Annotated in this window: 21 protein-coding genes; 17 read left to right on the plus strand and 4 right to left on the minus strand. The window is 60.8% G+C overall.

Going from position 1 to position 21,591, the window contains the following annotated elements:
• The first annotated feature begins 135 nt into the window (after nt 1-135).
• The 4 genes from serS to AC5XE7_RS02040 all read left to right on the plus strand — a co-directional run bounded on the left by serS (nt 136) and on the right by AC5XE7_RS02040 (nt 4,213).
• Nucleotides 136-1,440, plus strand: a complete 1,305-nt coding sequence (serS, locus tag AC5XE7_RS02025; RefSeq protein ID WP_495364360.1) for a serine--tRNA ligase — start codon at nt 136-138, stop codon at nt 1,438-1,440.
• The gene (gene surE / locus AC5XE7_RS02030; protein ID WP_183829985.1) at nt 1,441-2,199 is read left to right on the plus strand and encodes a 5'/3'-nucleotidase SurE; all 759 of its coding nucleotides are present in this window, start codon (nt 1,441-1,443) and stop codon (nt 2,197-2,199) included. It begins immediately after the preceding gene.
• Nucleotides 2,196-2,843: a protein-L-isoaspartate(D-aspartate) O-methyltransferase gene (locus tag AC5XE7_RS02035; RefSeq protein WP_280197349.1), complete on the plus strand. Its 648-nt coding sequence runs from the start codon at nt 2,196-2,198 to the stop codon at nt 2,841-2,843. The genes surE and AC5XE7_RS02035 overlap by 4 nt, the downstream gene beginning before the upstream one ends.
• 164 nt (nt 2,844-3,007) lie before the next feature.
• Entirely contained in the window at nt 3,008-4,213 is a 1,206-nt protein-coding gene (locus AC5XE7_RS02040; protein WP_425291439.1) for a peptidoglycan DD-metalloendopeptidase family protein, read from the plus strand.
• A gap of 158 nt (nt 4,214-4,371) precedes the next feature.
• Here the strand turns inward: AC5XE7_RS02040 and AC5XE7_RS02045 are convergent, their stop codons facing one another.
• Nucleotides 4,372-5,250: an ATP-binding protein gene (locus tag AC5XE7_RS02045; RefSeq protein WP_495364359.1), complete on the minus strand. Its 879-nt coding sequence runs from the start codon at nt 5,248-5,250 to the stop codon at nt 4,372-4,374.
• Between the two features lie 176 nt (nt 5,251-5,426).
• Here AC5XE7_RS02045 and yajC point away from each other — a divergent pair, with 176 nt between their 5' ends.
• The 4 genes from yajC to AC5XE7_RS02065 all read left to right on the plus strand — a co-directional run bounded on the left by yajC (nt 5,427) and on the right by AC5XE7_RS02065 (nt 9,673).
• A complete protein-coding gene (yajC, locus tag AC5XE7_RS02050) occupies nt 5,427-5,762 on the plus strand; it encodes a preprotein translocase subunit YajC (RefSeq protein ID WP_239801007.1) in 336 nt (111 codons plus the stop codon).
• Nucleotides 5,763-5,825: 63 nt separating this feature from the next.
• On the plus strand, nt 5,826-8,390 hold the full coding sequence (gene secDF, locus AC5XE7_RS02055) for a protein translocase subunit SecDF (protein ID WP_495364358.1): 2,565 nt from the start codon (nt 5,826-5,828) through the stop codon (nt 8,388-8,390).
• 42 nt (nt 8,391-8,432) lie between these two features.
• Nucleotides 8,433-8,822, plus strand: coding sequence for an Mth938-like domain-containing protein (locus tag AC5XE7_RS02060; RefSeq protein WP_287946753.1), 390 nt, complete (start codon nt 8,433-8,435; stop codon nt 8,820-8,822).
• Nucleotides 8,823-8,827: 5 nt separating this feature from the next.
• Nucleotides 8,828-9,673, plus strand: coding sequence for a phytoene/squalene synthase family protein (locus AC5XE7_RS02065; protein WP_495364357.1), 846 nt, complete (start codon nt 8,828-8,830; stop codon nt 9,671-9,673).
• 105 nt (nt 9,674-9,778) lie between these two features.
• Here AC5XE7_RS02065 and trmFO read toward each other — a convergent pair whose 3' ends face one another.
• The 3 genes from trmFO to AC5XE7_RS02080 all read right to left on the minus strand — a co-directional run bounded on the left by trmFO (nt 9,779) and on the right by AC5XE7_RS02080 (nt 11,845).
• Entirely contained in the window at nt 9,779-11,188 is a 1,410-nt protein-coding gene (gene trmFO / locus AC5XE7_RS02070; protein ID WP_495364356.1) for a methylenetetrahydrofolate--tRNA-(uracil(54)-C(5))-methyltransferase (FADH(2)-oxidizing) TrmFO, read from the minus strand.
• 325 nt (nt 11,189-11,513) lie between these two features.
• Nucleotides 11,514-11,660, minus strand: a complete 147-nt coding sequence (locus AC5XE7_RS02075) for a DUF1127 domain-containing protein (protein WP_495917613.1) — start codon at nt 11,658-11,660, stop codon at nt 11,514-11,516.
• A 44-nt stretch (nt 11,661-11,704) separates the two neighbouring features.
• The gene (locus AC5XE7_RS02080) at nt 11,705-11,845 is read right to left on the minus strand and encodes a DUF1127 domain-containing protein (RefSeq protein ID WP_183830007.1); all 141 of its coding nucleotides are present in this window, start codon (nt 11,843-11,845) and stop codon (nt 11,705-11,707) included.
• A gap of 234 nt (nt 11,846-12,079) precedes the next feature.
• Here AC5XE7_RS02080 and AC5XE7_RS02085 point away from each other — a divergent pair, with 234 nt between their 5' ends.
• The 9 genes from AC5XE7_RS02085 (at nt 12,080) to AC5XE7_RS02125 (ending at nt 21,557) form a co-directional block, all read left to right on the plus strand.
• On the plus strand, nt 12,080-13,195 hold the full coding sequence (locus tag AC5XE7_RS02085) for a DUF2157 domain-containing protein (RefSeq protein ID WP_495364355.1): 1,116 nt from the start codon (nt 12,080-12,082) through the stop codon (nt 13,193-13,195).
• Nucleotides 13,192-13,776 carry a GDYXXLXY domain-containing protein gene (locus AC5XE7_RS02090; protein ID WP_495364354.1) on the plus strand — a complete coding sequence of 195 codons (585 nt, stop codon included), beginning with the start codon at nt 13,192-13,194 and terminating at the stop codon, nt 13,774-13,776. The genes AC5XE7_RS02085 and AC5XE7_RS02090 overlap by 4 nt, the downstream gene beginning before the upstream one ends.
• A gap of 309 nt (nt 13,777-14,085) precedes the next feature.
• Nucleotides 14,086-15,282, plus strand: a complete 1,197-nt coding sequence (locus tag AC5XE7_RS02095; protein ID WP_495364353.1) for a septal ring lytic transglycosylase RlpA family protein — start codon at nt 14,086-14,088, stop codon at nt 15,280-15,282.
• Between the two features lie 95 nt (nt 15,283-15,377).
• On the plus strand, nt 15,378-16,544 hold the full coding sequence (locus AC5XE7_RS02100) for a D-alanyl-D-alanine carboxypeptidase family protein (RefSeq protein WP_495364352.1): 1,167 nt from the start codon (nt 15,378-15,380) through the stop codon (nt 16,542-16,544).
• Between the two features lie 43 nt (nt 16,545-16,587).
• Nucleotides 16,588-17,265, plus strand: coding sequence for a dTMP kinase (tmk, locus tag AC5XE7_RS02105; RefSeq protein ID WP_495364351.1), 678 nt, complete (start codon nt 16,588-16,590; stop codon nt 17,263-17,265).
• Nucleotides 17,262-18,302 (plus strand): DNA polymerase III subunit delta', encoded by a 1,041-nt coding sequence (locus tag AC5XE7_RS02110; RefSeq protein WP_495364350.1) that lies wholly within the window; start codon nt 17,262-17,264, stop codon nt 18,300-18,302. Before tmk ends, AC5XE7_RS02110 begins: the two co-directional genes overlap by 4 nt.
• Nucleotides 18,303-18,391: 89 nt before the next feature.
• A complete protein-coding gene (metG, locus tag AC5XE7_RS02115) occupies nt 18,392-19,942 on the plus strand; it encodes a methionine--tRNA ligase (protein ID WP_495364349.1) in 1,551 nt (516 codons plus the stop codon).
• On the plus strand, nt 19,942-20,742 hold the full coding sequence (locus AC5XE7_RS02120; RefSeq protein WP_495364348.1) for a TatD family hydrolase: 801 nt from the start codon (nt 19,942-19,944) through the stop codon (nt 20,740-20,742). The genes metG and AC5XE7_RS02120 overlap by 1 nt, the downstream gene beginning before the upstream one ends.
• Entirely contained in the window at nt 20,739-21,557 is an 819-nt protein-coding gene (locus tag AC5XE7_RS02125) for an MBL fold metallo-hydrolase (RefSeq protein WP_495364347.1), read from the plus strand. The genes AC5XE7_RS02120 and AC5XE7_RS02125 overlap by 4 nt, the downstream gene beginning before the upstream one ends.
• Nucleotides 21,558-21,591 lie beyond the last annotated feature (34 nt).

Raw genomic sequence — 21,591 nt, forward strand, 5'->3', positions numbered from 1 at the left:
ATTGCCCGGACGGGCAAGAAGTGATGGCGGGAATTGTGCCAATGCGCGAAAATTTGACCCGCTTGCAGGTCCCAAGCTTGAAACGTCTCCGGATGCGGTTTAGGCCCATGACACTTCACCAAGGAACGGCCTGCCATGCTTGACATCAAGTGGATTCGCGAGAACCCCAACGCTCTGGTTGAAGCGCTGAAGAAGCGCTCCTGGTCGCAGGCGGATGCGCAGTCGACAGTCGATGCGATCGTTGCCGGTGACGAGGCGCGCCGCACGCATGTGCTGAAGCTGCAGCAGGCGCAGGAACGCCGCAACGCCGCCTCTAAGGAAATCGGCAAGGCCATGGCCGCAAAGGACATGGAACTGGCCGGGAAGCTGAAAGCCGAGGTCGGCGACATCAAATCCTTCATTCAGGATGGCGAGGCGGAGGAGCGCCGTCTCGACAAGGCGCTCAACGACGCGCTGGCGGTGATCCCGAACCTGCCGCTGGACAATGTGCCGGTCGGCAAGGACGAGAACGACAATGTCGAGCTGCGCAAGGTCGGCAAGGTGCCGGTGCCTGCGAACTGGGCGCGCGAGCATTTCGACATCGGCGAAGGGCTCGGAATGATGGATTTCGAGCGCGCCGCGCGTCTTTCCGGTTCGCGCTTCACCGTGCTGAAGGGTCAGCTTGCGCGGCTGGAGCGTGCGCTTGGCCAGTTCATGCTGGATCTGCACACTACCGAGCACGGCTACACCGAGGTTCAGGTGCCGCTGCTGGTGCGCGATGACGCGCTGTTCGGAACCGGCAATCTGCCGAAGTTCGAGGAAGACCTGTTCTTCGTGCCACATGGCGATGGCAGGCTCGGCCTCATTCCCACCTCCGAGGTGCCGCTCACCAATCTGGTGCGCGAGGAGATCACGGCGCACGAAAAGCTGCCCCTGCGTTTCACCTCGCTGACGCCCTGCTTCCGTTCAGAAGCCGGGTCGGCCGGGCGTGACACCCGCGGCATGTTGCGCCAGCACCAGTTCTACAAGGTCGAGATGGTGTCGATCACCGATGCCGACAGCTCGATCGAGGAACATGAGCGCATGACGGCCTGCGCCGAGGATGTGCTGAAGCGGCTGGACCTGCCGTTCCGCACCGTGGTTCTGTGCACCGGCGACATGGGCTTTGGCGCACGCCGCACGCACGACATCGAGGTGTGGTTGCCGGGGCAGAAGACTTATCGTGAAATTTCGTCCTGCTCCGTCTGCGGGGACTTTCAGGCGCGCCGCATGAACGCCCGCTACAAGGACAAGGATGGCCAAGGCAACCTCTTTGTCCATACGCTCAATGGTTCGGGGGTGGCGGTGGGCCGTGCGCTTATCGCTGTCATGGAAAATTACCAGAACGAGGACGGCTCGGTCACTGTCCCTGACGTTCTGCGGCCCTATATGGGCGGCCTCGAAAAGATAGAAGTGAGATAGATGCGTATTCTGCTTACGAACGACGACGGTATCCACGCCGAGGGTCTTCAGTCACTGGAACGCGTCGCCCGCACATTGTCCGACGACGTGTGGGTGGTGGCACCTGAAAATGATCAGTCCGGCTACGCGCACTCGCTGTCGATTTCGGAACCGCTGCGCCTGCGCAAGATCGGCGAGAAGCGGTTTGCCGTGCGCGGCACCCCCACCGATTGCGTCATCATGGGCGCGCGCAAGGTGCTGCCGGGCCTGCCCGATCTTGTTCTGTCAGGCATCAATTCCGGCTCCAATATCGCTGATGACGTGACCTATTCGGGAACGGTGGCCGGTGCGATGGAGGGAACTTTGCTTGGCATCCGTTCGATCGCGCTCAGCCAGTCCTACACGCATGATGGCGAGGAGCGCGTCGTGCCGTATGAAACCGCCGAGGCGCTGGCTCCGGATCTTTTGAAGAAGCTGCTGGCGATGCCGCATCAGGAAGGTGTGCTCATCAACATCAACTTCCCAAAATGTGCCGCGCAGGATGTGAAGGGTACGCAGGTGACATCGCAGGGCAAGGTCGTCCACCGCCTGTGGATCGATGAGCGCCGCGATGGCCGGGGGCTCCCTTATTACTGGATGCGGTTCGGCAGGGGCGAAAGCAACGGCAAGACCGGTACCGACATTCATGCCATCGAGAATGATTATGTTTCGGTCACTCCGCTGCAGCTTGATTTCACCGCATATGAAATCCGCGATCAGCTGACCAAGGCGCTTGCATGACAGATGAGGATCGCGAGGGGTTCGCAGCCTTCCTGCTTCGCCTGCGTGGCAAGGGAACAGTCCCGAAAGCTCTGATTGCCGCGATAGAAGCCACACCTCGCCGTGGTTTTCTGGCTCCACAGTTCAGCAATGTCGCCTGGTCGGAACGCATGTTGCCGATCGAGTGCGGCGAGGCGATCGAAGGCGCGGACATACAGGCAGCCATCCTCGCGGCCATGGGGCTGGAGCCGGGCATGCGGATCATGGAGATCGGCACGGGCTCGGGCTACACGGCAGCCGTGATGTCCAGGCTGGCGGGCCGCATCATTACAGTCGAACGTTACAAGACGCTGGCCGAGCAGGCGCGGCAGCGTTTCGATGCGCTGGGCATTTCCAACGTCATCGTGCGCCACGCCGACGGTTCCAACGGTCTCCACAATGAAGGTCCTTTCGACCGCATCGTGGTGTGGGCTGCGTTCGAGAGCATCCCGCGTTTCCTGCTTGAACAATTGTCGAGCGGCGGGCTTGTCATAGCGCCGGTCGGGCCGGCGGAAGGCGAGCAGCTCGTCGCCAAACTCACCAAGGTGGGCAGCCGCTTCGAGCGCGAAGACATCGGCGTGGTGCGTCTGCAGCCGCTTATCCCCGGAATTGCCTCTGTCATCTGATCAGCGTTTTTTAGGAAAATTTTACGCTGAATTGAATGGCTTAACCGACCAGTAACATTAACGCGCTTTAATCGTACCCAGTTCGTTCCGGGTCAGCGCGGGTCAGTGTCATGCAATTCAGCATTTTGAAGGCAAAAAGGCGCAATCTGGCGCGCGGATGCGCCATGTTCTTGGTCGTCGCCGTCGTGTCGGGTTGCAGTTCGGGTGCCATGCGGTTTACCGATGGTCTCGACGGGATAACCACCGCATCCACACCGCAGGCCAATGTTGGCGGATATGGCAATGTTTCCCAGCCATATCCGGGCGATGTTGCCGCCCAGCAGCCCGTCTATACAGGCGGCGGCTACGGTTCCGGATCGGTCGGGCGTTCTTCGCTGCCACCGCCGTCGCAGCCCGCCGCAGTAGCACAGGCTCCGGCTCCTGCCGCAGTTCCCGCTGCGCCAGCTCCGGCGCAGGTTGCGACCGCGCCCCGCCTCGATACGACCACGACCGCTTCCGTGGCGCAGCAGCAGGTGCCGGTTCCTTCCAACAAGCCGTTCCAGACGGCAGGGCAGGAAGCGCAGCGTCTTGCCGACCGCACTACCCAGCCGGTTTCCCAGCCCCAGCAGGTCGCGGCAGTGCCGCAGCCGGCCAGCCCGGCCAAGCCCGCACCGGCAGTCGCTGCCGCAGCAGGAGCCTACACGGTTCAGCAGGGCGATACGCTTTCGGCAATATCGCGCAAGACCGGCGTCAGCGTCGCTGCCCTGCAGCAGGCGAACGGCCTTGCTGATGGCAATATTCGTATCGGTCAGAGCCTGAAGGTGCCGGGCGCGACAGCCGCCGCAACCACGGCTGTCGCTGCGGTGAAGACCCCGGCCAATGTCGATCCGGTAAAGACCGCCTCGACGCCGCCCGCTCCGCAGCAGACCGCGAGCGAGAAGGTCGCTTCCTACACACCGCCCAAACAGGCAACGAAGGCGCTCGATCAGGTTCAGGACGATGGTGCGCAAGCTCCTGATTCCACCGGAATCGGCAAGATGCGCTGGCCGGTCAAGGGTCGGGTGATTTCGGGCTTTGGCGGACCTGGCGGAGACGGTATCGATATTTCCGTTCCGAAGGGCACCCCTGTGAAGGCGGCAGAGAACGGTGTGGTGATCTACGCCGGCGACGGCCTCAAGGAATTCGGCAACACGGTTCTGGTGCGTCACGACAACGGCCTCGTGACTGTCTATGGCAATGCCAGCGAGCTGAACGTCAAGCGCGGCCAGACCGTCAAGCGCGGCGAGCAGATCGCGCTTTCGGGCATGAGCGGCAATGCGAATGCGCCGAAGCTGCACTTCGAGATCCGCAAGAATTCGGCCCCGGTCGACCCGTCAACCTATCTGGAATAGGCAACAGGAACTGTTGGCGGGTCTTCCTGACCTCCAGTCTGCCCCGCCACTTCACCCGCCCCTGCGATGGGGCGGGTTTTTCGTCTTTGGAAAGCGCATTTGCGAAACAGCGATTGCGTCAGCATTCACGCAGTTGCGGCGTGAATGCCGCGACAGGATCAGATCTTCGACAGAGGCTTGCCGATCCGGCCTGCCAGATCCTGAATGAACTGCCACGCCACGCGACCGGAGCGGCTTCCGCGGGTGGTTGCCCATTCAAGTGCCTCCGCACGCAGCGAGTCCTTGTCGGCATCCAGCCCGTAATGGCTGGCATAGCCGTCCACCATAGCCAGATAATCATCCTGCGAGCATTTGTGGAAACCGAGCCACAATCCGAATCGGTCGGAGAGGGAAACTTTTTCTTCGATCGCTTCGGACGGATTGATGGCCGTCGAGCGCTCATTGTCGATCATGTCGCGAGGCAGCAGATGGCGACGATTGGACGTGGCGTAGAAGATCACATTGTTCGGTCGTCCCTCGACGCCGCCTTCCAGCGCTGCTTTGAGAGATTTGTAGGACGTGTCGTCATGGTCGAACGACAGGTCGTCACAGAACAGGATGAATCGGTGCGGCGCTGCCTTTAACAGGCTCATCAGCTTTGGCAGCGTGTCTATGTCTTCGCGATGAATCTCGATGAGCTTGAGCGGCGAGGTGGCTTTGCCGGATGCGTTGACCGTAGCGTGCGCCGCCTTGACCAGCGATGATTTTCCCATGCCGCGTGCGCCCCACAGGAGCACATTGTTGGCCGGAAAGCCGGTTGCAAAGCGTTCGGTGTTGTCCACCAGAATGTCGCGCACCCGGTCGACTCCCTTGATGAGGTCGATGTCCACCCTGTTCACGCTGTGAACCGGCTCCAGAAACGACAGTTCTGCCTGCCACACGAAGCAATCGGCGGCATCGATGTCGCTTTTCGGAACCTCTGCGGGAGCCAGACGGCTTACCGCTTCAATCAGGCGATCGAGCTTGCTGTTCAGGGCATCGAGTGGAGTGTCGGTCATGGTTGGCGTATTTCTTCTGCTATCCAATGGGTTTGAGAAGGCTGTATCATGGGTCGATTGGCGCGAAAAGCGCGGGATTGGGCGCGCAGCGCGGTTGCAATGGCTGCTTGAGCGACTATATTCCGGCCGGATTTTCTGGCCGGAATACGGCTTTCCTTTTTATCCAGGAGTTATTCATGTTCGTGACCCCGGCATATGCGCAGGCCGCAGGCGGCGCACCCGATATGTTCATCAGCATATTGCCTTTCGTTCTTATTTTCGTGGTAATGTACTTTCTGATCATCCGCCCGCAGCGCGCGCAGATGAAGAAGCGTGGCGAGATGCTGCAGGCTATTCGTCGGGGCGATACCGTTGTCACCGGCGGTGGCTTCATCGGTAAAGTGACCAAGGTCATCGACGATAATGAGCTGGAAATCGACCTCGGCGGCATGAAAGTGACGGCGCTGCGTTCGACCATTGCTGACGTTCGCGTCAAGGGCGAGCCGGTCGCGAACCAGAACGCCAAGAAATAACCGTAATGGGGGCCGATGGCCCTCATCACATGGCCCACGGGCACGCCAACAGGTTTTCGACAGATGCTTTATTTTTCGCGCTGGAAGACGTTTTCGATCTGGGCCGTCGTCCTGCTGGGCGTGCTGTTTTCGCTACCCAACCTCTATCCGCAGTCTCTGCTGTCCTCGCTGCCGAACTGGTTTCCGACGCGGCAGATGACACTCGGGCTCGATCTGCAGGGTGGCTCGCACATCCTGCTCAAGATCGATACGAACGACCTGATCAAGGCGCAGCTCGAAAGTGCGCGTGATGAAATCAGGACGCAGCTTCGCGATGCCCGCATCGGCTACACCGGCCTGTCGGGCACCAGCAAAGTGGTGCAGGTGCGCATTCGCGACGCCGGACAGGTGCCGGCAGCGAAGGAAGCGCTGAAGTCGCTGACCACACCGGTTTCTTCCGGCCTGTTCGGTTCCGGAAGCGTGACCGAAATGTCGATGGACGAGCCGGAGCCCGGCCTGCTCCGCTTCACCATGACCGATTCCGGCATTCAGTACCGTACGGCGACTGCACTCAACCAGTCGATCGAGGTGGTTGGCCGCCGCGTCAACGAACTGGGCACGACCGAGCCAATCGTTCAGCGTCAGGGTGACGATCGCATTCTGGTTCAGGTTCCCGGACTTCAGGACCCTGAACGCCTGAAGGACATTCTGGGCCAGACGGCCAAGCTGACATTCCAGATGGTCGATCAGAGCGTTCCGGTTCAGGAAGCCATGGAAGGCCGTCCGCCTGCCGGTTCGACCGTGCTGTTCTCGCGCGACGATCCGCCTGTTCCTTACCTCATCGAAAACCGTGTGATCGTTTCCGGCGAAAGCCTCGTCGATGCGCAGGCCACCTTCGACCAGCGGACCAACGAGCCGGTGGTGTCTTTCCGCTTCGATTCGAAGGGCGCATCGCGCTTCGGTCAGGCCACGCAGCAGAATACCGGCAAGCTGTTCGCCATCATTCTCGACAATCAGGTGATTTCCGCCCCGCGCATCAACGAGCCGATCCTTGGTGGTTCGGGCCAGATTTCCGGGTCCTTCACACCACAGACCGCCAATGATCTGGCTGTTCTCCTGCGCGCCGGCGCTCTGCCCGCGACGCTGACGATCGTGGAGGAGCGCACGGTCGGTCCGAGCCTCGGTGCGGACTCCATCAACGCCGGCAAGTTCGCCTCGCTGGTGGGTGGCACGCTCGTCATCATCTGCATGTTGCTGGTCTATGGCAAACTCGGTCTTATCGCCAATCTGGCGCTGGCGGCCAACGTTGCCATGATGATCGCCATTCTGACGCTGCTTGGCTCGACGCTTACGCTGCCGGGTATCGCGGGTATCGTGCTGACAATGGGCATGGCCGTCGATTCCAACATCATCATCTTCGAGCGTGTGCGCGAGGAGAGGGCGTATGGAAAATCCATTGTCCAGTCGTTCGATCAGGGCTTCAAGCAGGCGCTGGCAACCGTTGTTGATGCCAACCTGACCACCTTCATCGTCGCCGTCATCCTGTTCTATGTCGGCACCGGCCCGGTTCGCGGTTTTGCGGTAACCCTCGGCATCGGCATCATCACCACCGTGTTCACCGCTTTCACGCTGACGCGCTGGATGGTGGCGTTCTGGATCAAGCGTTCCAAGCCGACCGAATATCCGAAGGGGCTTGTGCATTACCTGCCTCTTGAGCCTTCCCTTCCTTTCATGAAGCTGCGCAACTGGGCCTTCGCGTTGTCCGGTGTCGTGTCGATCGCCATTATCGGGATGATGTTCGTCAAGGACTTCAACTACGGCGTCGACTTCAAGGGTGGCTCGGTTATCGAGATACAGGCAAAGTCGCATCAGGCCGATGCGGCGGATGTCCGTTCGCGCCTTGAGCAGCTCAATCTGGGCGACGTTCAGGTTCAGGAATTCGGAGATCAGGGCGAACTGATGGTTCGCGTCGCCGCGCAGGATGCCGGCGACAATGCCGAACAGTCTGCTGTCGAGAAGATCAAGGGCGAATTCCTTGACGATTACGACTTCCGGCGTGTCGAGACCGTGGGTCCAACCGTTTCCAGCGAACTGGCACGCACAGGCACCCTGGGTATTCTCGCTTCGATGCTGGCGTTGCTGATCTACATCTGGTTCCGGTTCGAGTGGCAATTCGGCGTTGGCGCCGTGGTGTCGACGGCGCATGACGTGATCGTGATCGTGGGCATCTATGTCTTCTTCGGACTGGAGTTCAATCTGTCGTCCATTGCGGCGATCCTCACCGTGGTCGGCTACTCGATCAACGATACCGTCGTTATCTACGACCGCATCCGCGAGATGTTGCGGAAGTACAAGAAGATGCCGATCGAGCAGATCATCAATCTGGCTCTGAACCACACGCTGTCACGAACGCTGCTGACCGGCCTGACGGTGCTACTGGCGCTCCTTGCGCTCTATTTCTACGGTGGCGAGGTCATTTCCTCCTTCGTGTTCGCGATCATCATCGGCGTGTTTGTTGGCAGCTACTCGTCGGTGTTCATTGCCGGCCCCATGCTGATCCTGTTCAAGCTCCGGCCGGACATGTTCGAGAAGGAAGAGGGCACCAAGAAGAGCGCAGGCTCCGCTCCTGCGCCGGCGTCAGGGGCGTGAATGACGGGCGTGGCTGAATCCTTTGAGCAGCGGTGAGAGCCGATGGGACAGGGTATCGTCATGCGCAAGGCGCATTTCCCAGGCCGCGCTCCCATCGAGGCGTACGGCAATGGCGGTTTTCGCTTTGCCGACATGTCGCACAAAGGCTCGATCCTGTGCCTCCCATCCGGTATTTACGGGTGGGAGCCGGCTGATCCCCTGAGCCTGACGGTCGCAGACTTCGATCGACTGCTCGCTGAAGCTGCCGATGTGGAAGTTTTTCTGGTCGGTATGGGACCCGATCTGCGGCCGTTGCCCAAGCCGCTGCGGGAAGCGCTCAAACAAGCCGGAATAGCCTCGGACCCGATGTCGACCGGAGCGGCCGTGCGCACATACAATGTGCTGCTTGCGGATAATCGTGCAGTCGGCGCTGCCTTCATCGCTGTCGATTGACAGCCATGGATACCACCCATCCACTGGTTACGGAGGCTGTAAGAGAGGCCGACCATGACCGCTATCTGGCTGCACTTTATGCCCCGCCGGAGAAACGCGATGCGCTGATGGCGCTTTACGCGTTCAATGCAGAGGTGGCGGGTGTGCGGGATCGCATTCGAGAGGCTTTGCCCGGTGAAGTGCGCCTGCAGTGGTGGCGTGATGCTCTTGGCGCGCCCACAGGCAGCCCGGAAACGGGCCAGCCCATCGCAGATGCCCTGCGCGATGTGATCAGCACATACAATCTTCCGATCGATGCATTCGAGAATTATCTCGAGGCACGGATATTCGATCTCTATGACGATCCCATGCCCTCCCGCACGGATCTGGAAGGCTATTGCGGGGAGACTGCATCGGCACTGATCCAGCTTTCATCCATCATTCTGGATGCTGAGAAGGCGCCCGGCTTTAGCGAGCTGGCAGGCCATGCCGGTTGCGCGCAGGCGATAACGGGCCTGCTTCTGCTGCTGCCAAGGCACCGGGCGCGAGGGCAATGTTTCATTCCGGCGGATATTCTGGGCGCCGTAGGCACATCGGCCACGGAGTTCATCAAAGGGGAAAACCGGGAAAGTGCTGCCGGTGCCGTCGCGGCGATGATTGCGCTGGCGCGTGAGCATTTGCTTGCCTTTCGGAAAGGCGCGGTCTCGCTTCCTGTCTCACTGCGGCCCGCTTTTCTGCCGCTTGCCCTGACGGCCGGCCTGCTGCATCGCATGGAAGGCAGGGAGGTCGCCGTGCTGGAAGGGCGAGTTTCGCTCTCGCATCTGCGACGCCACTGGTTGTTGTGGCGCCATGCGATGAGAGGATGGCGGTAGTCACTCCACCGAAAGCGGCTACCATTTGGGGGCCAACGGCAGGCGAAAACCAAGCGATATCAGGCGCGCCGCCTGATTCTGCATAACGCGACTAATTTGGGTGCGCTATTCAGCGGCTGCGGCAGCCTTGGCCGTCTCAAGCCATGCGGCGCAATCCTGCAAGGCACGTGCCGACATTGCCTGCTTTTTGGCAATGGTCTTTTCCTTGCCGCGCAAACGCTTGCCCTCCACCTTCGGCACCTCCGCCAGAGGGAAAAGTCCGAAATTGATGTTCATCGGCTGGAAAGAACGCTTGCCGGGCTCATCATCCGACAGGATGTGTCCGCCGGTGATGTGATTGAGAAGCGCGCCAAAGGCTGTGGTAACGGGCGGTACGGAAAGCGGGCGGCCAAGACGCGCAGCAGCGGCAAACCTGCCTGCGAGCAGGCCGATGGCAGCGCTTTCCACATAACCCTCGCAGCCGGTGATCTGTCCCGCAAACCGCAAGCCGGGCCGGGCCCTGAGCTGCAGCGTGTCGTCCAGCAATTGAGGAGAGTTGATGTAGGTGTTGCGGTGCAGCCCACCCAGACGCGCGAATTCCGCATTCTCCAGCCCGGGAATCGTGCGGAAAATTCGCACCTGCTCGCCATGTTTCAGCTTCGTCTGGAAGCCGACCATGTTGTAGAGCGTGCCAAGCGCATTGTCCTGCCGCAACTGCACGACTGCGTAGGGCTTGACCGCGGGATTATGTGCATTGGTCAGCCCCATCGGCTTCATAGGGCCGTGGCGCAGGGTTTCGGGTCCGCGCTCGGCCATCACCTCGATCGGCAGGCAGCCGTCGAAATAGGGCGTACCTTCCCACTGCTTGAATTCTGTCTTGCCGCCGGCAATCAGCGCTTCGATGAAAGCGTCATATTGCGCCTTGTCCATTGGGCAGTTGATGTAATCCTTGCCCGTGCCGCCGGGACCAACCTTGTCATACCTCGACTGGAACCATGCCACGTTCATGTCGATGGTTTCGAAGTGGATGATCGGGGCAATGGCATCGAAGAATGCCAGCGCATCGGCGCCGGTCTTTTCGGCAATGGCAGCCGCGAGTTCGGCTGATGTCAGCGGGCCGGTGGCGATGATTGCCTGATCCCAGTCTTCGGGCGGCAATGCCGTCATTTCTTCCCGGGCGATGGTGATGAGCGGGTGTGCTTCCAGCTTTGCCGTCACGGCCTGCGAGAAGCCGTCGCGATCGACGGCAAGCGCGCCGCCCGCCGGCACCTGATTGGCATCGCCCGATTGCATGATGAGCGATCCGGCCAGCCGCATTTCGGCATGAAGAAGCCCGACCGCGTTGGTTGCGGCATCGTCGGAGCGAAATGAATTGGAACAGACCAGCTCGGCCAGCCCGTCGGTCTTGTGCGCGTCCGTGCCGCGAACCGGACGCATTTCGTGGAGGATGACCGGCACGCCGGCCTGCGCCACCTGCCATGCTGCTTCCGATCCGGCAAGACCGCCGCCGATGATGTGAATGGGCTTGATTGTCATGCCGCGCACTTAATCCGTTGCAGCGTGGAATGCAATGTTCGGGCTTGGGTCCCCACAAACGACAACACCCGCCGGGGGAGGAGGTCCGGCGGGTGTCGTTAGGGTGGTCGATCAAGGGAGGAGGAGAAGATCGACCAATCGTCGTCGCCCGGGAGGAGGTAGGCTTCGACGAAACTTCTTGCTCTTTGAAGAGCTGAATTCTTAACAACGCCCGCCGGGGGAGGAGGTCCGGCGGGCGCCGTTAGGGTGGTCAGCCTTATTGGGAGGAGGAGGGCTGACCTTATCCGTCGAAGCGGGGAGGAGGTCGCTTCGACGAAATTCCGTTTTAGAAAACCTTACGGCTCAGATACGCCAGTTCGTGACGCGCTATGCCAAGGTCTTCAAGCTGGCGATTGGAAAGGCGACCCAGTTCAATCACAGCGCTGCGGCATGCGCGCCATCTGCGAAAGTTTTGGATCAGCCTCATCGCCATATTCCCAGAATTTTCTTCGGGGTGAGATGATCACCCCGAAGAAATCAGACCGACTTGCGGGCGACGAAGTGGATGTCGCTGCGGCTGATGCCGAGATCGGTCAGTTCACGGTTGCTCAGGCGGCTCAGCTCGGAAACCGTTTCACGATAGCGGCGCCAGTTGCGGTAATTGCGGATCAGGTTCATGGTCGTTCTCTTTATTGTTCTTGCGAGTTCGTTCGTCTTGGTACACAGCCTAGATAGGATGACCCGTCCCGCTTTGAAAGAGCAGATGGCGCATGGCAGCAATGCAATTTGTGCAATGCAATATCTTGGCTCCTTCACGGGTCCGACATAAAAAGGTCAAATTCGAAAAAGCACGTTCGAACAACGCTTTGGAATGCATGCTTGGTAATCCCACTCTTTTAATGGAAAAAGCATATGGCGCGCTATGTCGTGCGGCTGCGACAGGATGTTGAGCGCTGGGTCTCGAATGGGCTGATCGATACCGGAACGGCCGGAAAACTGCTTGCCGACGCCGAGAGCCGTGACCGCCAGGGCTTCGGGTCGGGAACTGTCCTTGCGATGATGGCGGCGCTGCTCCTTGGTGCGGCAATCCTCATCTTCGTTGCCGCCAACTGGGAAGCCTTTCCCAGATTGCTGCGCGTCGGCGCGCTGTTTTCCGTGATAGCCGGCGGCTATGTGGGAGGCGCCACCTTCAGAAGCAGAGGGCACGGGGCAATCGGCGAGGCGCTGTGGATCGTCGCGGCTGCAGCCTTCGGCGGCTCCCTCGCCCTTATCGGCCAGATGTATCATATTTCCGGCGACGAATCCGCCGCTATGCTGACCTGGTGCGCGGCAACGGCTCTGGCGGCCATCGTCCTGCGTTCCGGTCCGCTTACCGTTGCCGCAGTCGGCATTATTGATGCGTGGCTTGCCGGTCTGCTCACGGGCGGCCTGTTCAGTTTCTCCCATGTGGCCACGCCGCATCTGTTCCTGCCGGTTGCAGCGGTTCTGTTCGCCATTTCCTACTGGACGCAAAGTGCCACGGCCCGCCACCTCATTTTGCTGTCGGTCATCGCCTATGCAAGCTGGCTGGTGGTGGACGGAAACATCATCGAGAACGGCTTTGTCATGGCCTGCGTTTCGGCTGGGTTGTTTGCCGTCGCACATGTCGCGCCGCGCGAGGTGGACAATGTCGTGCGTCTTGGCGGGCGTTTGCCTGTTCACGCACTTATCGGCTTTCTGGTCGCAATGGCCCTGCTTCAGATCGAACTTGAAGGCGAGGGCACTTTTGTCGTTGCCGCTGCGGTGACGCTGGCCGGCATCGTCGCAGCGATCGTTCTGCAGGGAAGGACCAGCCGTGGGCTTCGCTGGATTGCCTATCTCGCCTTTGCTCTCGAACTGTGCCTGATATATGGGGTCACCATGGGCACGATGCTGGGCACCGCCGGCTTCTTCCTGTTCGCCGCTGTGCTGCTGGGATTGCTCGCCGTAATCATCCTCAGGCTTGAAAAGCGGATGGGGCAGACCCGGACGGATGGGGGCCGGGCATGACCAGCGGCAGAAAGCTGATATTCGCCTCCGTTGGGCTGGCGCTTGTGCAGATCATATTTCTGGGCTGGATGATCGTGGACCGCGCTGCCGTGCTGCGGGATGGCCGCGAGGTGCTCCTGAAAGTCGAACCGGTCGATCCGCGCGATCTTTTGCGCGGCGACTATGTGATCCTCAGTTACGGCATCTCGCGCATTCCGCTTTCGATAATTGCGGATATCGATGAGCTTGACGAAGAGCTTGCAACGCGCACCACCATTACCGTGCGCCTGCACAAGGCGGGGGATGGATATTGGGAAGCTGCAAATGCATGGGTGAAGCCACCGCCAGCACCTGCTGACGCCGATGAAGTGGACATCGCGGGGCAGATACCTGCGCTGAACCGCGTTCATATGCAGGGAGAGGTTCGTGTGACCTACGGTATTGAGCGCTTTTATCTGCCCGAGGGCGAGGGGCGCGCTATCGAGCGGGACATGGGCACCCGTCCCTTCGCCGTGCGTGTCGCCGTTTCAAAGGCTGGAAAATCGCAGGTGAAGGCGCTGATGGATGGCGACCAGCTGCTGTTTCAGGAGCCTCTCTACTAAACCTCTGGGACCGTGCTCAACGACAGGATGGGGCAGCCGGACTGTCGGCCATGAAGCTTCGCACTCCGCGGATGAGCTGTGAGTGCAAAGGTTGCCGATCTCCTGCGCGGGAGTGTCTGAGGATCAGCCGCTTCCCTTTGCCAACACAAAGATGCCCGGTTGCCGCCACAATCGGTTAATACGCCGCTAAGAAATTCCTGCGCAAATGACTATGAGCGCAAGCAGGAAACCGTGCTCGGGATCGGCGCGAGCAGCGAGCGATCTCTTTTTTTGTGCCCTTCTTTGTTGTCGGTCAGGGGGTTGTGTTAAATGCAGGTCGTGACGCGCAGGGGCTTTCGCCGCACCCTTACCATCATGTCCTTTGCGGTTTCGGCCATTGCTCTTGCAGCATGCGGAACGCCACAGCCAAAGCAGCAAACCAAGCCGCGTTCAAAGGAATATTTTCCCGAATCCAAATATGGCGTTAAGGCCAGCCCGCGTGTGGCGCAGGGCTCCAAGATCAGGCGCGGCGGTGGTCGCGATCAGGTCGGCAAGCCCTATCAGGTGGCCGGCAAATGGTATCACCCCAAGGAAGACCCGAAATACTCGAAAACGGGAGCTGCTTCCTGGTATGGCGACGCCTTTCACGGGCGGCTGACTGCGAATGGCGAGGTTTACGACACCGAGCATCTGACCGCCGCTCATCCGACAATGCCGCTCCCGAGTTATGCCCGGGTCACCAATGTGGCCAATGGCAGTTCCGTGATCGTCCGCGTCAATGACCGCGGTCCTTATCACGGCAACCGCATCATCGACCTGTCGAAGCGCGCGGCCGATATGCTGGGTTACCGCACTGCCGGTACGGCCAACGTCAAGGTTGAGTATGTGGGGCGGGCGCCGCTGAATGGCGACGACGAGCCTTATCTGATGGCTTCTTATCAGCCCGGAAACGGCGCCCCCGATCCATCGGTTGGCCTGCCGACAGGCGTGATGATTGCGATGAACGGCTCGACCCCGAGCATGGGCGGTGCTTCACGGGGCGTGCCGTTCCCCGGCCGGAGTTCCGATGCGCAGCAGGCATTTGCCTTTGGAGACGGAAGTCTGCCGGAATACGGGCCAATCGTCCCGATACGCCCGGACAGCGGCATGCCTGCGGATTCGCCCTTCGCGCTTGCATCGCTTTCCTACGCGGACGAACGCATTCAATCTGCCGCCGGGGCCTTTTCCGCCGTCGATCGCGGTGCAATGACGCCGCGGGCGGTCGTGGATTCGTGGAAGCGCGCCAATCCGGCGCAGAACGTAGCGGGCGATTACATCGCCGCCGGCGCCTACCGCAGTGAAGCAGAGGCACGTCGCGTCGCGAAGCGTCTGTCCGGTTTGGGGAAGGTGGTCATCAAGCGCACAGAAGGCGAGGGAGCCGAATGGCATGCGCTAGAGATTTACACTGACGGTCATGCGGATCTCGACGCCATCCTGCAGGCGGCATGGGAAAATGGCGCGCCCGATGCTCTCGTCGTGCGCAACTGATGGCGACGGCCGCAATCGAAGCGCATGCACGGCTGTTGATCTGCCCGCCTGCGGCCTGATAGCCTGAAGTTCATTCCTTACGGGCAGGCGTCTTCATGTCATTTTTTCTGCGCGTTCCGCTCATTGCCCTGACGGTACTGGTTTGCCTGTGGTTTTCCGGCGCCGGCGCTTTCGCGCAACTGTTTGAAACAAAGGCCCCACAAGCCTTCATGATCGATGGCGAAACGGGAAGCGTGCTCTACGCCAAGGATGCCGACGCTGCCATTCAGCCGGCTTCTCTGGCCAAGCTGATGACGCTGGAGATGGCTTTCGACGCGGTGAAATCCGGCCGGCTGACGCTGGATGACACATTCGTGGTCAGCGAGAATGCATGGCGCACCGGCGGCGCGCCCTCGCGCACCTCCACCATGTTCGCGGCTGTCAGGTCCAGCATTCGCCTTGAGGACCTCATGCGCGGCATTGCCGTGCAGGCCGCCAATGACGGCTGCATCATCATTGCCGAGGGCGTCGCCGGATCGGAAAGCGGCTTTGCCCTCCAGATGACGGAGCGCGCCCGCAAGATCGGCCTGCAAAAGTCCGTTTTCGTCAATGCGACGGGACTGCCAGCGGATGGCCAGATGACCACGGTGCGCGAGCTGGTGCTGCTTGCCCGTCACCTTCAGCAGACCTACCCGGATCTTTACCGGCTGTTTTCGGAAACCGATTTCACCTGGAACAAGATCAACCAGCGCAACCGCAACCCGTTGCTGGCGATGGATATCGGTGCGGAGGGACTGGCCGTGGGCGCCAGCGAGCAGAACGGTTTTGCCATTGTCGGCGCGCTATCGCAGAACGGCCGGCGCGTGATTGCGGCGCTTGCCGGCCTCTCTTCCGATCGTGAGCGTGCGGAAGAATCGCGCAAGCTTCTGGAATGGGGGCTGCGCTCCTTCGAGAAAACCGAAATTTTCGCTGCGAATGAAACGGTGGGAACCGCGCAGGTCTATGGTGGCAGCAAGGGCGGTGTCGCGCTTACCGCAACAGGGGCGGTCGATCTGCTTTTGCCTGTCGCCAACCGCGACAAGCTGACGGCGCGGATCGTCTATCAGGGGCCGCTTCGGGCGCCCGTCGAGCAGGGGCAGGCGGTTGGCTCGCTGCGCATATGGATAGGCGACACGCTGAGCCAGGAAGTGCCTTTGCAGGCAGCGGAGACGGTCGAGGTTGGCAAACTCCACAACCGGGCCTTCGATGCGCTCAAGGAACTGGCCATAGGCTGGCTGCGCTGATAAGCGAAGGACTTGTCGCGACAACGGAACGAAACATCAGCCAGTGCGCCAGGGATTCTTCATAAGCTTCGAAGGCGGGGAGGGCGCCGGAAAGTCCACCCAGATCGAGCGGCTTGCGAGCAGGCTGCGCGCCAAGAAGTATGATGTCGTGGTCACGCGCGAGCCGGGCGGTTCACCCGGAGCAGAAGCCGTGCGCCACGTCATTCTTTCGGGCGCGGCAGAGGCATTGGGGCCCAAAATGGAGGCGATGCTGTTTGCTGCTGCCCGTTCCGATCATGTCGAGCAACTGATCAGGCCGGCAATCGAACGCGGTGCGATCGTGTTGTGCGACCGGTTTGTGGATTCGTCGCGTGTGTATCAGGGCGTGACGGGCGGGCTGCCCCCCGAATTCATGGAGACGCTGGAAAAGGTCACCGTGAATGGCATGATGCCCGACATGACGATCATCTTCGACATCGATCCGACTGAAGGCCTCAGGCGAGCCGATGCGCGGCGCTCCAACGGCGATGCGCCGGACCGTTTCGAGAAGGAAACCGTCGAGATGCACAGGCAGCGGCGGGAGGCCTTCCTCGCCATAGCCGAGGCGGAGCCCGACCGCTGCGTGGTGATCGATGCCGCATCCTCTCCTGACGACGTCGACAATGCGGTGACGGAAGCCGTGTTCAGCCGGCTGGAAGCGTGCGCGATCACGAACGGCAAGAAGCGCGAAGAGGTGCCATGATGTTCGAGCGTCTGGCACCCGAGCAGCATGACACTCTGGAAGGCGTGCCTGAACCGGCGGAAACGCCTGTGCTGGTCGGCCATGAAGAGGCCGCCGGCATGCTGATCAATGCCTACCGCTCGGGCAAGTTGCCCCATGCGCTGATGTTTGTCGGCCCGGTCGGGATAGGTAAGGCAACGCTGGCCTTTCATCTTGCCCATCATCTGCTGAAATATCCGCGCCATCAGGAAGCTCCTGCACAGCTTGCGGTGCCGGATCCTGCTTCACCGCTGTTCCGGCAGATCGCACAGGGTGCGCATCCTTCGGTGCTGCACCTGACACGGCCTCTCAACGAGCGCACCAAGGCCTACAAGTCTGTCGTCACCGTTGACGAGATTCGCAAGGTCAGCAGCTTCCTGTCCCTGACCTCGCATGATGGCGGCTACCGCGTGGTCATCGTCGATCCGGCTGACGACATGAATGCCAATGCGGCGAATGCTCTTCTGAAAAACCTTGAGGAGCCGCCGGCGCGCACGCTTTTCATCCTCATCGTGCATGCGCCGGGTTCGCTTTTGCCAACCATCCGCTCCCGCTGTCAGGTGGTGCGCCTGTCGCCGCTGGAGCCTCTGCAGCTTACCAGTGTTCTGGACGCCGTGGGGCAGTCTTCCGCCGGGGGCGAGGTGGCGAAGCGGGCAGGTGGCAGCGTGCGCAATGCCATCATGCTCGCCCAATATGGCGGGCTGGAAATAGCGCAGGCCCTCGATGATCTGGTGCATTCGCCACGCTATGAGGTAGGGAGCGCCCACAGGCTGGCGGATGTGGTCGCAGGCCGCGACGGGGCCGTGCCGTTCGACATATTCAATCGTCACGCGCTCGATCTGCTTTCCGGTCAAGCGCGGCAGGCCGCCCTTGGCGGAAACCTTGCCCGCGCCAAATCGCTCACCGATGCTTGGCAGGACGCGCGCAATGCGATAATCGAGATGGAAACCTATAACCTCGACAAGAAGCAGCACGCGCTTTCGATGATTGATCGCCTGAACTCTGCATTTCGAATGTGAAGCTCTGCCTTGCCGCGGGATGGCAATCGCCGTTCCGATGCTATATCCACCGCACATTCTTCCTTTGCAGACTTCGAGACGGTCCCTTCATGTCGCGCGATAGTTTCTACATCACCACTGCCATTTCCTATCCCAACGGCAAGCCGCATATCGGCCATGCCTATGAGCTGATCGCCACGGATGCGCTTGCGCGTTTCCAGCGCTGCGACGGCAAGGATGTTTTCTTCCTTACCGGAACGGACGAGCACGGCATCAAGATGCTGCAGACGGCGAAGAAGGAGGGCATTTCGCCGCGTGAACTGGCGGATCGAAATGCCGCCGCGTTCCAGCGCATGGCCGTGGCGCTGAATGCCTCCAACGACGATTTCATCCGCACCACCGAGGAGCGCCACTACAAGGCCTCGCAGGCGATCTGGAAGGCCATGGCCGACCGGGGCGACATCTACAAGGGCGGCTATGCTGGCTGGTATTCAGTGCGCGACGAAGCCTATTACGGCGAAGAGGAAACCGAAGTGCGCGAAGATGGCGTGCGCTACGGACCGCAGGGTACGCCCGTGGAATGGGTCGAGGAGGAAAGCTACTTCTTCCGCCTTTCCGCCTATCAGGACAAGCTGCTGGAGCTTTATGAAAGCCGTCCCGATTTCATCGGACCGGCTGAGCGCCGCAACGAAGTGACGAGCTTCGTTCGCTCGGGCCTGAAGGACCTGTCCATCTCCCGCACCACCTTCGACTGGGGCGTTCCGGTGCCGGGCGACGAAAAGCACGTCATGTATGTGTGGGTGGATGCGCTCACCAACTACATCACTGCGCTTGGCTATCCTGATGAAAATGAAGAGAAATGGAAATTCTGGCCGGCCGATGCGCACATCATCGGCAAGGACATTGTGCGCTTCCACGCCATCTACTGGCCGGCCTTTCTGATCTCGGCCGGCATCGAGCTTCCGAAGCGGGTGTTCGGCCACGGCTTCCTGTTCAACCGCGGTGAAAAGATGTCGAAGTCGCTCGGCAACGTCATCGATCCCTTCACCATGGTTGAGCATTACGGCCTCGATCAGGTGCGCTATTTCTTCCTGCGCGAAGTGCCGTTCGGGCAGGACGGCAGCTACAGCCACGAAGCCATCGTCAATCGCACCAACGCCGATCTTGCCAACGATCTTGGCAATCTGGCGCAACGCTCGCTGTCCATGATCGCCAAGAACTGCGGTGGCGTGGTGCCGGCGCGTGGCGAGCTGGCGGAAGCCGACAAGGCTATTCTGGCGCAGGCGGTGGATGCGCTGGCGACCGCGCGCAGGACCATGGCCGAGCAGGCTATCCATCAGGCGCTGGCCGCGATCTTTGGTGTTGTCGCCGAAGCAAACCGCTATTTCGCGGGGCAGGAGCCGTGGGCGCTGAAGAAGACCGATCCGGCGCGCATGGAAACGGTTCTGTGGACGACGGCCGAGATAATCCGGCGCGTCGGCATCCTGTGCCAGCCTTTCATTCCCGGTTCCGCCGCCAAACTGCTCGATCTTCTGGCCGTGGGCGAGGATCAGCGCGATTTCGGGCATGTCGACACACTCGACGCTCTGGTGCCCGGCACGCCACTGCCGGCGCCGCAGCCCGTGTTCCCGCGCTATGTGGAGCAGGAGCCTGCCGCCTGATGCTGGTCGACAGTCACTGCCATCTCGATTTCCCGGATTTCGCCGAGGAGCGGGATGCGATCATCGCCCGCGCCCGCGAAGCTGGCGTGAGGCGCATGGTGACGATTTCGACGCAGGTGCAGAAGTTTGACCGCATCCTTGAAGTCGCCGAGGCGTATGATGAGGTCTATTGTTCGGTCGGCACGCATCCGAACAGCGTGGCGCAGGAACCCGTTGTTTCTGCGGAAGACCTGATCAGGCTCAGCAGCCATCCCAGGGTGGTCGCCATCGGCGAGTCGGGTCTTGACTATCATTACGACTATGCCACGCCGCAGCTTCAGGCCGCGTGCTTCCGCAATCACATCGCAGCCGCACGCGAAACCGGCTTGCCGCTGGTCATCCATGCCCGTTCTGCCGATGATGACGTAGCGGCCATTCTGGAAGAGGAGATGGGGAAGGGGGCTTTCCGCTTCGTCCTGCATTGCTTTTCCTCCGGCAGGCGGTTGGCAGAGGTCGGCGTTGCGCTTGGCGGATATGTCTCCTTTTCCGGCATTCTGACATTCCGGAACTCGCAGGACATTCGTGACATCGCGGCTGCCGTGCCGCATGAGCGCTTGCTGGTGGAGACGGATGCGCCTTACCTCGCCCCGGTTCCACATCGCGGCAAGCGCAACGAGCCTGCCTTCGTGGCCCATACGGCAGCGGTTCTGGCCGAAACCATCGGCGTCGATGCCGAACAGGTGGCAAGGCTGACCACGGAAAATTTCTTTCGTCTTTTCAGTAAGATGCCTCGACCCGATGAAGTGGCGATAAAGGCGTGAGCGACCGGCTGCGCGTCACCATACTGGGGTGCGGCTCATCGCCCGGCGTGCCGCGCATCACCGGTGACTGGGGCGCCTGCGATCCCGCCAATCCGAAAAACCGACGCATGCGCGCCTCCGCCATGTTCGAGCGTATCAGGGTCGACGGGCGCCGGACTACAGTGGTGATCGACACCGGCCCGGATTTCCGCGCCCAGATGCTGATGGCGAAAGTCGGCCATATCGATGCCGTGCTTTATACGCATGCCCATGCCGATCATATCCATGGCATAGACGATTTGCGCGGCTATGTGCTCGAGCAGAAGCGCCTCATCGACATCTATGCCGACGCAGCGACCATGGTGCGCCTGCGCGAGGCTTTCGGTTATTGCTTCGAAACGCCGCCCGGCAGTTCCTATCCGCCGATCCTGTGGGCGCGCGGCATCGATCATGACCGGACGGTCACTGTGGACGGAGAGGGCGGTGCCCTCACCTTCGAGCCTCTGCCGCAAGTGCACGGCGACATCACCTCGCTCGGCTTCCGCGTTGAAAACATTGCCTATTGCCCCGACGTCAGCGGTATTCCGGAAACCACTGCATTGCGGCTGAACGGCCTTGAACTGCTGATCGTCGACGCCTTGCAATACCGCCGCCATCCCAGCCATTTTTCGCTCGGCGAGGCACTGGAATGGATCGACCGGCTGAAGCCCAGACAAGCCGTTCTGACCCATATGCACATACCGCTGGACTACGAGACGGTGCGGGCTGAAACGCCGGACAATGTTCAGCCGGCCTATGACGGACTGGTGCTGGAATTTCCACTCCAGCCGGCCTGATGCGCGCTGCACACTCATTCTGTGCGTGTGCATC

The organism is Aquamicrobium sp. YD-1-mutant5 (assembly GCF_059509755.1).